At 66.1% G+C, this 14632-nt stretch carries 14 protein-coding genes; 8 read left to right on the top strand and 6 right to left on the bottom strand.

Annotated features, from left to right (window positions below; all coding sequences use genetic code 11):
- The first annotated feature begins 75 nt into the window (after positions 1-75).
- From mutL to BerOc1_RS06540, 6 genes are all read left to right on the top strand, one after another.
- On the top strand, positions 76-1953 hold the full coding sequence (gene mutL, locus BerOc1_RS06565) for a DNA mismatch repair endonuclease MutL (RefSeq protein ID WP_071544926.1): 1878 nt from the start codon (positions 76-78) through the stop codon (positions 1951-1953).
- Positions 1953-3077 (top strand): alanine racemase, encoded by a 1125-nt coding sequence (gene alr / locus BerOc1_RS06560; protein ID WP_084641184.1) that lies wholly within the window; start codon positions 1953-1955, stop codon positions 3075-3077. Before mutL ends, alr begins: the two co-directional genes overlap by 1 nt.
- 71 nt (positions 3078-3148) lie before the next feature.
- The gene (locus BerOc1_RS06555) at positions 3149-3370 is read left to right on the top strand and encodes a hypothetical protein (RefSeq protein WP_071544924.1); all 222 of its coding nucleotides are present in this window, start codon (positions 3149-3151) and stop codon (positions 3368-3370) included.
- A 470-nt stretch (positions 3371-3840) separates the two neighbouring features.
- Positions 3841-5634 (top strand): HAMP domain-containing sensor histidine kinase, encoded by a 1794-nt coding sequence (locus BerOc1_RS06550; RefSeq protein WP_071544923.1) that lies wholly within the window; start codon positions 3841-3843, stop codon positions 5632-5634.
- Between the two features lie 40 nt (positions 5635-5674).
- Positions 5675-6913: an inorganic phosphate transporter gene (locus BerOc1_RS06545; RefSeq protein WP_071544922.1), complete on the top strand. Its 1239-nt coding sequence runs from the start codon at positions 5675-5677 to the stop codon at positions 6911-6913.
- 44 nt (positions 6914-6957) lie between these two features.
- Positions 6958-7632, top strand: a complete 675-nt coding sequence (locus BerOc1_RS06540; protein WP_071544921.1) for a DUF47 domain-containing protein — start codon at positions 6958-6960, stop codon at positions 7630-7632.
- Positions 7633-7722: 90 nt separating this feature from the next.
- On the opposite strand, the gene BerOc1_RS06535 is transcribed toward BerOc1_RS06540, so the two are convergent.
- A complete protein-coding gene (locus BerOc1_RS06535; RefSeq protein ID WP_071544920.1) occupies positions 7723-8178 on the bottom strand; it encodes a YbaY family lipoprotein in 456 nt (151 codons plus the stop codon).
- A gap of 255 nt (positions 8179-8433) precedes the next feature.
- Here BerOc1_RS06535 and BerOc1_RS06530 point away from each other — a divergent pair, with 255 nt between their 5' ends.
- Positions 8434-8757 (top strand): hypothetical protein, encoded by a 324-nt coding sequence (locus BerOc1_RS06530; RefSeq protein WP_071544919.1) that lies wholly within the window; start codon positions 8434-8436, stop codon positions 8755-8757.
- Positions 8758-8759: 2 nt separating this feature from the next.
- Positions 8760-9440, top strand: coding sequence for an HD-GYP domain-containing protein (locus BerOc1_RS06525; protein WP_071544918.1), 681 nt, complete (start codon positions 8760-8762; stop codon positions 9438-9440).
- 52 nt (positions 9441-9492) lie between these two features.
- On the opposite strand, the gene BerOc1_RS06520 is transcribed toward BerOc1_RS06525, so the two are convergent.
- The 5 genes from BerOc1_RS06520 to BerOc1_RS06500 all read right to left on the bottom strand — a co-directional run bounded on the left by BerOc1_RS06520 (position 9493) and on the right by BerOc1_RS06500 (position 14556).
- Positions 9493-10287, bottom strand: coding sequence for an SDR family NAD(P)-dependent oxidoreductase (locus BerOc1_RS06520; protein ID WP_071544917.1), 795 nt, complete (start codon positions 10285-10287; stop codon positions 9493-9495).
- 347 nt (positions 10288-10634) lie between these two features.
- Complete coding sequence (locus tag BerOc1_RS06515) at positions 10635-11510, bottom strand: Mrp/NBP35 family ATP-binding protein (protein ID WP_071544916.1); 876 nt, start codon at positions 11508-11510, stop codon at positions 10635-10637.
- Positions 11511-11621: 111 nt separating this feature from the next.
- A complete protein-coding gene (locus BerOc1_RS19255) occupies positions 11622-11819 on the bottom strand; it encodes a hypothetical protein (RefSeq protein WP_242652895.1) in 198 nt (65 codons plus the stop codon).
- A 311-nt stretch (positions 11820-12130) separates the two neighbouring features.
- Positions 12131-13462 carry a sigma-54 interaction domain-containing protein gene (locus tag BerOc1_RS06505; RefSeq protein ID WP_071544914.1) on the bottom strand — a complete coding sequence of 444 codons (1332 nt, stop codon included), beginning with the start codon at positions 13460-13462 and terminating at the stop codon, positions 12131-12133.
- 86 nt (positions 13463-13548) lie between these two features.
- Entirely contained in the window at positions 13549-14556 is a 1008-nt protein-coding gene (locus tag BerOc1_RS06500; RefSeq protein ID WP_071544913.1) for an alpha/beta hydrolase family protein, read from the bottom strand.
- Positions 14557-14632: the final 76 nt, after the last annotated feature.

Raw genomic sequence — 14632 nt, 5'->3', positions numbered from 1 at the left:
CCGGGGCTTTTCCAGGGGGCGGGGGTTGCCCCGCCGGACCCGATGCTTACCTTGAGATCTATGACCAGAGAAGACATGAGCGCATTGCCTGAAATTCGAGTGCTGCCCCCGGGGCTCAAGAACCAGATCGCCGCCGGCGAGGTGGTCGAGCGCCCGGCCAGCGTGGTCAAGGAACTGGTCGAGAACGGGCTGGACGCCGGGGCCACCCGCATCGACGTGACCGTGGAGCAGGGCGGCCGCGCGCTGCTGGTGGTCCAGGACAACGGCGCGGGCATCCCGACGGACCAGCTGGAGCTGGCCGTGACCCGGCACGCCACCAGCAAGATCCGCGACTTCCGCGACCTTTCCGACATCGGCTCCTTCGGGTTCCGGGGCGAGGCCCTGCCCTCCATCGCCTCGGTCTCGCGCTTCACCATGACCTCCCGCGCCCGGGGCGCGGACGAGGCCTCTCAAATCGAGGTCCGCGCGGGCGAGGTCGCGTCCAAGGGACCGGCGGCGCTCGCCTCGGGCACCCGCGTGGAGGTCCGCGACCTCTTCGCCGCCACCCCGGCCCGGCTCAAATTCCTCAAGACCGAATCCACCGAGAACCGCCGCTGCCAGGACGTGCTCATGCGCGTGGCCCTGGCCCATCTGGAAACCGGGTTTTCCCTGACCGTGGGCGGGCGCGAACTCTTCCGCCTGCCCCCGGGCCAGACCCTGGCCGACCGGCTGGCCGCGTTCTGGCCCCCGGCCGTATGCCAGGGGCTCAAGCCCTTTGACTGCGCACGCGACGGCTACCGGGCCCACGGCGCGGCCGGGTCGCCGAGCACGGCCCAGGGACGCGGCGACCGCATCCTGCTCTACGTCAACGGCCGCCCGGTCCAGGACAAGCTCATGCTCTCGGCCGTGCGCCAGGCGTACAAGGGCATGCTCCTGTCCCGCGAGTATCCGCAGATGGTTCTGTTCCTGGATGTGCCGCGAGACGAGGTGGACGTGAACGTGCACCCGGCCAAGCTCGAGGTCCGCTTCATCGACGAGCGCCGCGTGTTCTCGGCCATCCGTTCCGGCGTGCTCCAGGCCCTGTCCGATCCGGACGGGATTATCGGGTCGAGCTGCGCCGCGCCCGAACCGGGCCGCTTCCCCGCGCCGTCCGGCTTCCCGGGCTCCCCGGCCTACCGGGAGTCCCCGTCCTCCGGTTCGGCCGGTTCGGCCGGTTCGTCCCGGTCCGCCCATCGGCCCGCCGCGTTCCAGGACGCGAAATTTTCCACCTACAGGGCGTTCACCGAGGATCAAACCCGCGCCCTGGACCTGCCCGTGACGCCCTCGGCCGCCGAAGCCGGGAGCGGCCTTTCCGGCGGCCCGGCCGGGCCCGAGCCGTCCATGGCCCGCGAGCCCGGGCCCGACGCCCTGCGCCCCGCCACCCTGTCGGGCAGCGGCTACACCTATCTCGGCCAGATCGCGGACACCTACCTGGTCCTGCGCCGGGGCGCGGACCTGGAGCTGGTGGACCAGCACGCGGCCCACGAGCGGGTCCTGCTGGCGGCCATGCGCGAGCAGCGCAAAAAGGGCGATTCCCAGCCCCTGGCCCTGGCCCTGGAACTGCCCCTGCACCCCAGCGAGGCCGAGGTCCTGGCCGATCTGCGTGAGGACCTGCGCGCCATGGGCTTCGTCATCGAGATGGACGGCCCGGCCAAGGCCCTGGTCCGGGGCATACCCCCGACACTTGAAACCGGCGAGGCACGGGAGTATCTGAAGGACGCCCTGGCGGAAAAGGCCAGGGGGCTGGACGACCTGTGGACCATGATGGCCTGCAAGACCGCCATCAAGGCCAATCAGCCGCTGGCCGTGGACGAGGCCCTTGCCCTGCTGGAAACATGGCTCAAGACGCCCGAACGCGAGTTCTGCCCCCACGGCAGGCCCGTGGTCCTGCGCTGGACGCCGAACGACCTGGAAAAACTGTTCAAGAGAAAGTGATGATAGACTACAACAAGCTCCGCGTACGCATCCGCCTGGACAACCTGCGCCACAACTACCGCCTGTTCACCAAAATCCACGACAACGTCATCCCGGTCATCAAGTCCGACGCCTACGGCCACGGACTGGTCGAGGTCGCCAGCGCCCTGGAAAAGGACGGGGCCACGACCTTTGCCGTGGGCTTTGTCCACGAGGCGGCCAAGCTGCGCGAGGCCGGCTGCGACAAGCGCATCATGGCCCTGCTCGGCCCCATTTCGGACGAGGATATCCAGTCGCTGTGGGACCACCGGATCATCACGCCCATCTCCCATTTCACCCAGTTGAAGCGGGTCCTGGCCGCGGCCGGGAAGAACGGCCCGCTGGACATCGGGCTCAAGTTCGACACCGGCATGCGCCGCCTGGGATTTCTGCCCGAAGAGGCGGACGAGGTCGCGGCCCTGCTCAAGGGAGGGCCCGTCACTCCGGTCATGGCCACCTCCCACCTGGCCCGCGCCGACGAGCCCGGGCAGGAAAAGGACGTGGCCCTGCAGGCCGGGCGGTTCCAGGCCGCCCTGGACGGCCTGGCCCGGGCCGGTTTTTCGGTGGAGGCCAACCTGGCCAACTCGGCGGGCGGCATGGTCCACGACAACTGCCGCCTGGACTCCATGCGCCTGGGCATCAGCCTGTACGGCTGCGACCCCCTGGAAGGGGCGGGCGAGGAACGGCTGCCCGGCAAGCTTCTGCCCGCCATGGAGGTCACGGCCCCGGTCATGCAGGTCCATCCGTTGAAACGGGGCGAGTCCATCAGCTACGGCTGGACCTTCACCGCCGAGCGCGATTCGGTGGTGGCCATCGTGGGCGTGGGCTACGCCGACAACTACAGCCGCGCCCTGTCCAACAAGGGCGAGATGGTCCTGCACGGCCGACGCGTGCCCATCAGGGGGCGGGTGTGCATGCAGATGACCGCGGTTGACGTGACCGGGCTTATGGGGGAAGGGATAGAGGTCCTGCCGGGCGACGAGGCCTGGCTGCTGGGCGGACCGGGCGAGCGCCCCGTGACCCCCGAGGAACTGGCCGAATGGGGCGGCACCATCACCTACGAAGCCTTCTGCCTGCTCGGGCAGAATCGGCGCGAGTACGTGTAGTTTTTTTCGGTAACGAACAACGAGAGGCCGCGGGCGCGCAAGCGCGAAAGGCGTGGCCGGGGAGCAAGGATATGCCTGCTGTGCGAGACGATGAATGGACCGTGGCCGAGACCTATCCCGTTGAGGAAATGGAAATCAACGGCGTGACGCCGAAATGGCTCGAGGGCAAGTGGCTGAACGTGGCCGAGGACATGGCCCTCATCCCGGAAAACAACGTGCGCCTCATCGTGGAAAACGGAATCTGCCGCGTGGAGGTCTCCACCTATCTCATGGAGTGCATGCGCGGCTTCTAGCCGACGCGCGCCAAACGAGTTTCGGGCCCGGCCCGGAGCGCGGGTTTCTCCGCGCCCCGAACCGGGCCTTTCGCATGGCCCGGGGAGGGCGGCTACCATTTTGTCGGCAGCGACAGGGCCTAGAATTTTGTCCCGTTCCGCCGGGCGAAGCCGGTCCGAGAGCGGCCGATGCGACGCGGCCGCGCGCCCGAATGCGGCGGACCCGGGGAATGCGGGCGGGCAACTCGGATTTAATCGTATGAATACGATGAATTAGTTGTTTAAAAAAGAGATTCCTACCTTGCCGGAAGGGGCGATTTTCCGGCGCTTTTCCTTGTCATTGTCGCACCCCTTTGTCACATAACTGTAACAATCGGAAACATTACAATTCGGTTACGATTGTGTTACACAGCGCACGCGTTCGGCGAAAGAGGTACTTGATCTCGTCGATCAACAATGTAACCGCTGAACGCGCCATCAAGGACGGGGCAATGAAACTGCGCTCTTTTCAGATGCGGATACTGCTGTGGACCTGGGGGCTGCTCCTCATGGCCATGGCAGTGGTCTTCTTCTACTCCACGAGCATCGTGGGCGACGAACTGGTCACCGAGGCGGAGATCCGCACGCGGCACCAGATCGAAGCCATCGAGTGGCTCATCCACGACCATTCCCTGTTCGAGTCCGAACAGGATTTCGCGGAGTGGCTGGACGCGCTGGCCTTCAAGCTCAATTCCCGGATCACCTACATCGTGAACGGCAAGGTCGTGGCCGACTCCGAGGTGCCCTACGGCGACCTCGGCTCCATGGACGACCACAGCCACCGGCCCGAGGTCCTGTCCGCGCTCAAGGACGGCTGGGGCGTCAACGTGCGCCATTCCGACACGCTGGACAAGGACATGCTTTACGTGGCCCGGCAGTTTCCGGGCGTGCCCGCCGTGAACGCGGGCATCCTGCGCATGGCCGTGCCGTTCTCCCACGTCAGCGCCCGGCTCGACCTGCTGCGCACCAACCTGATCTGGCTCTTCCTGGGCACCCTGGCCGTGGCCGTGCTTCTGAGCGCGATCATGTCCCATAACATGGGCCGCGACATCCGGGCCTTTTCCGAGCTGGCCCGGTCCATCGGCGAGGGCGACTACTCCAAGAGGCTGCGCGTCCTGCCCGGCGGCGAGTTCAAGCCCCTGGCCCAGTCGGTCAACGCCATGGCCCAGTCCATCGAGCGCAGCATCGAACTCATCCAGGACCAGAAGGGCCAGTTGCAGGCCGTGTTCGGCGGCATGCGCGAGGGCGTGCTCACCCTGGACGCCCACGGGCGCATCGAATCCTTCAACGCGGCCCTGGACGAGATGTTCAACCTGCCCTCCACCACCGTGGGCCGCTCGCCCATCGAGGTCATCCGCCGCTTCGAGATCCAGGACCTGGTGGACCAGGTCATCGCCGAACCCGAGGCCGGGGCGCGGTCCATCCAGATCGACATCATGGACACGCGGACCATCGAGGTCACGGCCGAGCGGTTCCTGGACCAGAACGGGGTGCGCAAGGTCATCCTGGTCTTCTACGACGTCACCGAGATGAAGCGCAGCGAGAAGGGGCTCAAGGACTTCGTGGCCAACGCCTCCCACCAGCTGCGCACACCGCTGACCTCCATCAAGGGCTATACCGAGACCCTGCTGGACATGCCGCCCAGCGACCCCGAGGCGGCGCGCAAATTTCTGGAGACCGTGCTCAAGAACGCGGACCACATGGACAAGGTCATTTCCAGCATGCTGGCCCTGGCCAAGTCCGAGCAGGCGGGCAAACGGGTCAAGCTGGCCCCCCTGTCCGGCCGCGAGCACCTCTCCCGGGCCATCGACGACCTGGCCGTGTGGGCCGGGGAGCGGGGGATCACCTTCCGCACCCGGACACCGGAGGACGAGATGATGGTCATGGGCGAGACCGACGGGCTGCTGCACGTCTTCCACAACCTGCTCAACAACGCGGTCAAATACAGCCCCGAGAACGGGGTCATCACGGTCAGCGCCGAGGACGACGGCGAATCCATCGTCTTCTGCGTGGAGGACCAGGGGCCGGGCATCTCCAGGGAGCACTCCACCAAGGTGTTCGAGCGGTTCTACCGCGTGGACGAGAACACCATCGACGGGTCGGGCAGCGCCGGGCTGGGCCTGGCCATCTGCCGCCGCATCGTCAAGAACCTGGGCGGCGACATCTGGCACGACGGCTACGGCGAGGACGTGCGGGGAGCGCGCTTCTGCTTCCGCCTGAACAAGCCGGGGGAAACGGCTCTGTAGGCAACCTTCTAACCAATTCCCTCGAAAGAGGGTCGACACGATGGATATTTACGATCTGTTTCTATACATGTCCGTGGGGGCCGGGTTCCTCATGGCGTTCAACCTGGGGGCCAACGACGTGGCCAACTCCATGGCCTCGGCCGTGGGGGCCAGGGCCATCACGGTCAAGCAGGCCGTGTTCATCGCGGGCATCCTGAACTTCGTGGGCGCGGTCTTCCTCGGCTCCCATGTGACCGCAACCATCAGCAAGGGGATCATCAACCCCGAGGTCATCGCCGATCCAAAGCTGATCATGATCGGCATGTTCGCCTCGCTGCTGGCCGCCGGACTGTGGGTCCTGGTGGCCACGCTGACCTCGCTGCCGGTATCGTCCACGCACTCCATCGTCGGGGCCATCACCGGGTTCGGCCTTGTGGCGGGCGGCCCGGACGTGGTCAACTGGCTCAAGATGGGCGGCATCGTCCTGTCTTGGATCATCTCCCCGTTTTTCGCCGCGGGCATCGCCTATTTCATTTTCACGCACATCCGGCGCTACATCCTGTTCCAGCGCCACTTCATCCAACAGGCCAAGAAATGGGCGCCCATCTGGGTGGCCGTGACCCTGTCCATGATCTCCCTGTCCTTCCTGTACAAGACCCCGGCGGGCAAGGCGCTCGGCCTGCACTGGCTGACCTCGCTGGGCATCGCCGCGGCTTTGTCCTTCGCGGCCTGGGCCGCGGCCCGCCGCTTCGTGGCCCGGTTCGTGCTGGACGAGGAGGAGGGCGCGGAGGGCGTGGAGCGGATCTTCCGCAAGATGCAGGTCGGCACGTCCTGCTACGTGGCCCTGTCCCAGGGCGCCAACGACGTGGCCAACGCCATCGGCCCGGTGGCGGCCATCTACCTCATCGCCAAGGAACACATGCTCCTGGCCAAGGCCGAGGTCCCCTGGCCCATGCTCGTCCTGGGCGGCCTGGGCATCGCCGTGGGCATCGCCGTGCTCGGGCACAAGGTCATGGCCACCGTGGGCGAGAAGATCACGACCTTGACCAACACGCGCGGTTTTGCCGTTGACTTCGGGGCCGCGTCCACCGTATTGGTCGCCTCCAATCTCGGCCTGCCGGTGTCGACCACGCACGCGGCCGTGGGCGGTGTGGTCGGCGTGGGCCTGGCGCGCGGTTTTTCGGCAGTGGACTTCCGGGTCCTGCTGCGCATCGTGGCCTACTGGGTGGCAACCGTCCCCATCGCGGCCCTGACCAGCATTGTTATCTTTGTGCTGCTCAAATGGTTGTGTTACGGCTAGGTTACAACGAAATTGCAACAACCCTTTTTAGTAGAGGTCACCATATGACATTGAGAATTCCCTTCTTCGGTCTGCTCGGCAACCGCTCCCCCATGGACGGGCTGGTCGAGCACTACGACAAGATCGCCGAGTGCATCGCCGCCATCGACGAATCCCTTGAGTGCTACGTGTCCGGCGGGGTGTGCCGCGAGTTCAAGGAGCTGACCAAGGCCGTGGACGAGATCGAGAACCACGCCGACTCCATCAAGCGCAACATCCGCAACCACCTGCCCAAGGGCTTGTTCATGGCCGTGGAGAAGCACCTGTTCCTGTCCTACACCAAGAGCCAGGACAACGTGCTGGACGCGGCCCAGGACGCCCTGCACTGGCTGGCCATGCGTCCGGTGGCCATCCCCGAGGACATTCAGAAGGACATGATCTACCTCCTGGATTCCGTGGCCAAGTGCACCGTGCTTCTCGGCCCGGCGCTCAAGTCCACCATCGGGTTGCTGGGCGGCGAGTCCCTGGACCGCGAGGGCACCAAGGAGTGCTTCCGCAAGGTCCGCCGCGAGCGTGACGAGGTCCGCCGCCGCAAGAACGACCTGCAGACGAAAATTTACGACAAGGACATCGATTTCAAGGACATCTATCAGCTCCTGCACTTCGTGGACTGCCTCGACAACATGGGGCACAACACCGAGAACTGCGCCGAGCTGCTGCGCTCCATGATCGCCCGATAGTCCGACCGGCGCGGCGCGCCGACCAGCGGAAACAAAAAAGGCCCGACGCCATGCGCCGGGCCTTTTCGCGTCCGTGGTGTTGTCCGGGAGCTAGCGCTTGACCATGGCCGCCTCGATCTCCAGGGTCTTGCCCTCGGGCCAGGACAGGGGATCGATGCGCGCGGACCCGGTAAAGAAGACCTGGCCCTTGAGTTCTATGCGGGCCGAGACCGCGTAGTGCAGCCGCTCGATGATCCTGTCCGGGTCGTACCGGATGACCGCCTTGAAGGGCGGGGCGGCCTTGACCGGGATGAAGGCGTCGGCCACGCCGTTGTCCTCCGGATTGAGCTGGGAGATGTTCTTGAGCTCCAGGAACAGGGTACAGCCCGGCGGCAGGAGCATGCGCTCGCGATAGGAGACCGAGACCTTGAGCGCGGCCGTGGCATTGGGCCGGGCGACGGGCTCGGCCGTCTTTTCGGACGAGGCGGCCGTGCAGCCGCCCAGGGCGGCCAGGATCAGGACAACGGCCGACAGGGCCGGGGCGGTAAGCAGGCGTATGCGGTGCATGGCGACTCCATGTTTCCGGCATCCTACGCAATTTCCCCCCGGCGCGCCAGCGTGTCGGGCCGCTTTCCGCAGGGCTGAAAATTAATGCAGAAATATCTTGAAAATGAAAATCGTTTTCAATATTGTCTCTCCATGCCAATCGCACCGACCACAGTATTCGCGCCAAGGGGCGGGCGCCATGCTTCGAATCCGGGCCGATGTACCGGCCGGTCCGCCTTCGGGCGGCCGGAAAACATCCAACCCTAGGAGAAGTCCATGAGCGACCTCAAGAAACTCGGCATGCTCAACCGCGAAGGCATGCGCGCCTGCAACGAAGGCCGTCCCGGCGACGCCCTGTTCCAGCTGACCCAGGCCGACAGCCTGGCCCGGGCCATGAATTCGCCCCTGCACGAGGCCAAGGTGCGCAACAACATGGCCCTGGTCTACCAGATGTCCGGCAAATACGAGGAGGCCCGCGTCAGCTTCCGCATCGCGGCCGGGCGCGCGGTGGAAGGCGGCGGCGAGGACAACGTCCTGCACCGGCTGATCATGCGCAATCTCGATTCCCTGACCGTCCTGGCCAAAGGCAGGGCAGCCTAGCCATGAACCCTTCCCGCACGGCCCCGGCAGCCCTTCCTCCCCTGCCGGGGCCGTCTCCGGCCAGCCCGGACCAGACCCATTTCGTGACCACGGCCCTGCACCAGTTCGCCGAGTCCCTGGGCAACGCCATCGACGCCAAGGACCCGCACACCTCCATGCATTCGGACGAGGTGGCCGAGGCCGCCCGCGCCCTGGCTCTGGCCATGGGCCTGACCCCGAGCCAGGCCGCCGTCATCCACGTGGCCGGACACCTCCATGACATCGGCAAGATCGGCGTGCCCGATTCGGTGCTCAAGAAACAGGGCCCCCTGACCGCCGCCGAATGGCGGGCCGTGCGTCGGCACCCCGAGGCGGGGGCCGCCATTCTCGAACCCGTGGCCGCCCTCAACCGGCTCGGCGTGGTCGACATGGTCCTGCATCACCACGAGCGCTGGGACGGCACCGGCTATCCCCACGGCCTGACAGGCGCGGGCATCCCCCTCGGCGCGCGTATCATCAGCGTGGCCGACTCCCTGTCCGCCATGCTCCAGAACCGTCCCTACCGCGCCGCCCTCGACATCGACCGCGCCTGCCGCGAAATAGAACGCGGCGCGGGCACCCAGTTCGACCCCGGGGTGGTGGCCGCCTTCCGCCGCGCGTCCGGCAGGATCCTTCGGTTCGTCAGCCCCGCCGAGTGCGGGTAGCGGGGGATATCCCCGCCGCCCGTTCCCGGCAAGGGAGATGGTCCTCGTTTCCTTATACGATGTCGTCCACGACCCCGCCGTCCACGCGCAGGGCGGCTCCGCTGGTGGCCGAGGCCTGTTCCGAGCAAACGTAGACGACCATGCTGGCCACTTCCTCCACGCGCGCGGCGCGGCCGATGACCGAGCTTGAACGATGCGCCTGCACGAATTCCCGCCCGATCTGCTCCAGGCTCTTGCCCGTGCGGGCCATCTCGTCGGCCACCAGGGCCGCGAAGCCGTCGGAGAGTGTCGGGCCGGGCAATACCGCGTTCACGGTGACGCCGCTTCCGGCCACGCGTTTGGCGATGCCCCGCGAGAGGGCCAGCAACGCCGTCTTGGAGACGCCGTAGTGGATCATGTCCGAGGGGATGTTGCGGGCGGACTCCGAGGAGATGAACACGATGCGCCCCCAGCCCTTGTCCCGCATGGCCGGGAGGTAGGCGCGGGAGAGGCGGACGCCCGACATGACGTTCGTCTGCCAGTGGGCGTCCCAGACCTCGTCGCCGGTTTCGAAGAAATCGCCGGGGCCGTAAATTCCGGCGTTGTTCACCAGAATATCCAGCTCGGGCACGGCGCGGAACAACCTGGCGCACCCCGCCGCGTCGGAGAGGTCGGCGGCGGCCGTCAGCAACGACGCCACGGGCAGTTCGGCCGACATTCTCTCCTTTGCCGCAAGGACGCTTTGTTCGCTGCGCCCGTTGATAATCACGGTTGCGCCGCTCTCGGCCAGTCCCTTGGCTATGGCGTATCCGATCCCGCCGGAAGAGGCGGTGACCAGGGCTTTCTTTCCTTCAAGCGTAATAAGCATAGGTTCGCTCCTTTTTCCCCGAGTCTATCACGGGTCGGGCGACAGCTCCATCGGGGAGGAGGAATTGTTGTGTTCCCGTGTGGAAAAAAAGGAACGGTCATCCCAGGGCGGGCCTGACCGCACAGGGGGGCGACGCCGGGCGTCACGCTTGGCATGGCGGACAGCACGCGCTCCGAAATCCGTATTGTCATGAAAAGATAATTCGTTGTGCGAGAATGGAGAGAAAGAAAAAAATCGAGGCGGGGGGGCTACCCGAAGCGGGCGGGGCGACGGGGAATGGACCGGGGCGGTAAAAAAAGACCGGGCATGCGTCGCATGCCCGGCCTTTTGGTATTACGGTTTCCCGGTTACGCCTTGGGCGGGTCGGGGAGGGCGAGGATGGGGGCGATGACCTGTTCCATGGCCTTGCCGGTGGCGGTATCGCGGTGGACCTTCATGAACGGGTAGCCTTCGTCGCCCGAGTCGGCCACGGCCGGGTCCAGGGGGATGCGGCCGAGGAACTGGACGCCGGATTCCTTGGCGAGTTCCTCGCCGCCGCCGGACTTGAAGATCTGGTGCACCTTGCCGCAGTCGGGGCAGGCGAAGCCGGACATGTTTTCGACGATGCCGAGCACGCGGTTGCCGACCTCGCCGACAAAGGACACGGACCGGCGCACGTCGTCGATGGCCACGCCCTGGGGGGTGGTGACGATGACGGCCATGGCGGTGGGTCCCAGCGTCTGCAGGGTGGACAGGGGCTCGTCGCCGGTGCCCGGGGGGCAGTCGACGATGAGGTAGTCGAGGTCGCCCCACATGACGTCCTCGACGAATTGCTTGATAAGGCCGATCTTGACCGGGCCGCGCCAGATCACCGCCTGGCGGTCGTCCTGAAGCAGAAAGCCCAGGGACATGACGGACAGGTTCTTGCTCCACGGCACGGGTTCCATGACCTCGTCGCCGATGTGGGGCTGCTGGCCCTTGAGGGAGAGCAGGCGGGGCACGCTCGGGCCGTGCACGTCCACGTCGAGCAGGCCGACCTTCTTGCCGGCCAGGGACAGGGCCACGGCGATGTTGGCGGCCACGGTGGACTTGCCCACGCCGCCCTTGCCGGACATGACCACGATCTTGTGTTTGATGCGGCTCAGGGTCTTTTGCAGTTTCTGATCTTCGGGCTTGTCGCAACCCGTGGCGCTGGTGCAGGTTCCGTCAGGCGAGGCGGACGCACATCCTTCACAACCACTCATATGATTCTCCTGAAAAACGGCGACCCGTAGCCGCCTTAGAAGTACACGTAGAACCCGGCCGGCGAACGGCCGCGGCCGGGTTACAGAGAGATAACCACAGTGGGGGAAATGTCAAACCGCGGCCCCGGGCATGGCCAGATCGGCCAGTCTGTCGTGTAGGAATCCATCCAGCACCTGCCCCTCGGTGCCGGTCAGCCAGGGGATGACAGTGACCCCGGCCCGTTCCAGGGCGTTGCGGGTGCGGTTGCAGATGGCGCCGCACAGAAAAAAGGTTACCCCGCAGGCCAATATGGCGGATGTCCTGTCCATAGGGTCCTTTGAGGGAAGGGATAGGAGGCCTGCGGGGTAAGATTTATGATCGCGTATTTCAAATAGCTTGTATCCGTCCGCGTTCTCGCACACGGAGGCCAGTCGGTCCTGGTAGCACGCCAGGCAAATCAGCTTGGCGGAATCCGATCGCATCGTCTCTCTCCAAAAAAATCCGGCAGGACCCGCACCGGTTATGCTGCTTTGAGCATAGACCGTGCCAAATAAAATATTATGTAAAAACAGTGTGTTAGTTGTTTCGTCAGAAGGGTGTGGGGCGATTTATGCGCCCGATGTGCAAGGGCGAGGACGAATTATTCGCCCGTTTCCGGATCGGCCAGCAAGCGGCGCAGGGTGTCCTTGGTGATCCCCAGCTCGCGGCAGGCGGCCATGCGCCCGCCGTTGTTGCGGCGCACGGCCTGGCGCGCGGCGCGGCGCTTGATGGCGTCCATGGTGCCGGACAGCCCGTCGGGCGCATGGTCACGTCCCGCGGCGGGGTGCAGGTATTCCGGGAGGTGCTCCACCTGGATGAACCCGTCCGGGCAGAGGATGAAGGCGTATTCCAGGATGTTTTCCAGCTCGCGCACGTTGCCCGGGAAGTCGTGGTGCATGAGCACGTGCAGGGCGTCCTCGCTGATCCCCCGGATGGCCTTGTCGCGCAGGCCGTTGAACTCGGCCAGGAAGTGGTCGATGAGCAGGGGCAGGTCCTCCTGGCGCTCGGTCAGGGGCGGCAGGGTCAGGGTGACCACGTTGAGGCGGTAGAAGAGGTCCTGGCGGAAGGTCCCCTCGGCCACGGCTTCCTCGAGGTCGCGGTTGGTGGCGGCCACCACGCGCACGTCGGCGCGGACCGGGGTGACGCCGCCCAGCGGCTCGAAGGTCTTTTCCTGGAGGAAGCGCAGCAGCTTGACCTGGAGGTTCTGGGGCATGTCCCCGATTTCGTCCAGGAAGACCGTGCCGCCGTCGGCCAGTTCGAACCGGCCCGGCTTGTCCGCGCGCGCGTCGGTGAACGCGCCCGCCTTGTAGCCGAACAGTTCGGATTCGAGCAGGGCGTCGGGCAGGGCCCCGCAGTTCACGGCCACGAACGGTCCGTCCTTGCGCGGGCTCAGGGAGTGGATGGCCCGGGCGAAGAGCTCCTTGCCCGTGCCGCTCTTGCCCAGGAGCAGGGTGGTCGCCTCGGACCGGCTGACCTGGGGCAGGATGCGGAAGATCTTTTCCAGGGCCTGGGAGCGGCCCACGATGTTCTCGAAGCGGTAGATGTCCTTGGCCTGCTGCCGGGAAACATGGATGTCGGTCAGGTCGCGGAAGGTCTCCACCCCGCCGACCACGTTGCCGTCGCGGTCCTTGAGCGGCGAGGCCGAGATGGAGATGGGCAGGGTGGTGCCGTCCGAGCGGACAATGAAGATGGACTTGTTGACGATCCGCCCGCCCTGGTGGATGCACGCCTTGAGGGCGCATTGTCCGTCGCACAGGGACGAGCGGAACACGTCCCAGCACTTGCGCCCCAGGGCGTCCTCCTCGGAGATGCCGGTGATGCGCCGGGCGGCCTCGTTGAAATAGGTCACGTTCCAGTCCGCGTCCACGGTGAACAGTCCGTCGGCGATGGAGGCGAACACGGCCTCGAGCGGTAGGTTCCTGGGAAACGGCATGGACCCACCGTACAACCGCAAAACCGGGTTGCCAATAAAAACCGGGCGAAAAATTCGCCTGATTTCGGCCGGGCCGTTCGGGCGGCTCAGTCGGCTTCGGGCTGGAGGAACTCCACGACGTAGCGGTACAGCCGGTCGTGGATGGCCCGCCGGTCGCCGTCGTAGTCCATGCAGACGAACGTTGCGTCCTCCTCGGCCAGGATTTCCAGCGCGCCCGGCTTGCAGATCTGCATGAAGGCGAAGTGCGAGGCGTCGGGTATCTCCCGGTAGGCCAGGTTGGGCGGAAAGTCCTCGAACCGGGGGTAGAAGTGAGTGGAGGGCGGGATGTTCCGGTCCTTGCCCCCGCCGATGATCAGGGCCGGGATGGCGATTCCCTTGAGGGACGCGGGCGTGAACGACTCCACGAATCCCGGCGCGACGGCCACGACCTTGCTGAACCGGGCGTCCGACAGGTCCCGCGCGGCCGACTCGAAGTCTTGTTCGGTCAGGCCCGGCAGGGCGGGGCGGAAATAACGGCATGAGCGGTCACGGTTTTCGGCGCAGAACGCGACGTAGCGGCGCAGGTCGAGCCGGGCACCGGCCAGGGCCAGGGCGCTGTAGCCGCCCAGCGAGTAGCCCACGGCGAAGACCTTGTCCGGGGCGATGACGCCCTTGAACCGGGAGCGCAGCATCTCCCGCGCCAGAAAACTCGCGTCCAGGGGCTGGTCCCAGGCGCGCAGGACCGAGGCCGGGTCGGCGTCTCCCGAGGTGTAGCTCGGATGGTCGGCCGCGCAGACCACGGCCCCGTTTTCGGCCAGTCGCGCCGCCAGCCAGGAGAGGTTGCGCCAGTTGCCCGTGGTCCCGTGGAGCAGGACGTACAGGGGATAGCTGCCGGGCCGGACGGCCCCGTCCCTGACCGCGTCGATCCCCTCGAAGACCGCGTTTTCCGCGAAGCGCGAGGCTTGGCCGCCGTCGCAGGGATACCAGATATGGGTCTTCAGCGTCCGGCCGCGTCCGTCGTCCCTGAACACGGTCTCGGTCATACCCACACCTGCCAGGGCGGGGGCGGACCAGACAAGGCAGAGGATAAGCGGGACGAACACCAGTCGTTTCATGGGATGCTCCTTGGGCGGTTTCCCGGACCATAACGCGTGGCGCGCGGGCCGGGCAACCGCAAAGAAAAAGGGCCGC

The organism is Pseudodesulfovibrio hydrargyri, from assembly GCF_001874525.1.
Lineage (GTDB): Bacteria > Desulfobacterota > Desulfovibrionia > Desulfovibrionales > Desulfovibrionaceae > Pseudodesulfovibrio > Pseudodesulfovibrio hydrargyri.
Note: the sequence above shows the minus strand (reverse complement) of the source record. Positions and strands in the feature narration are given on the sequence as shown.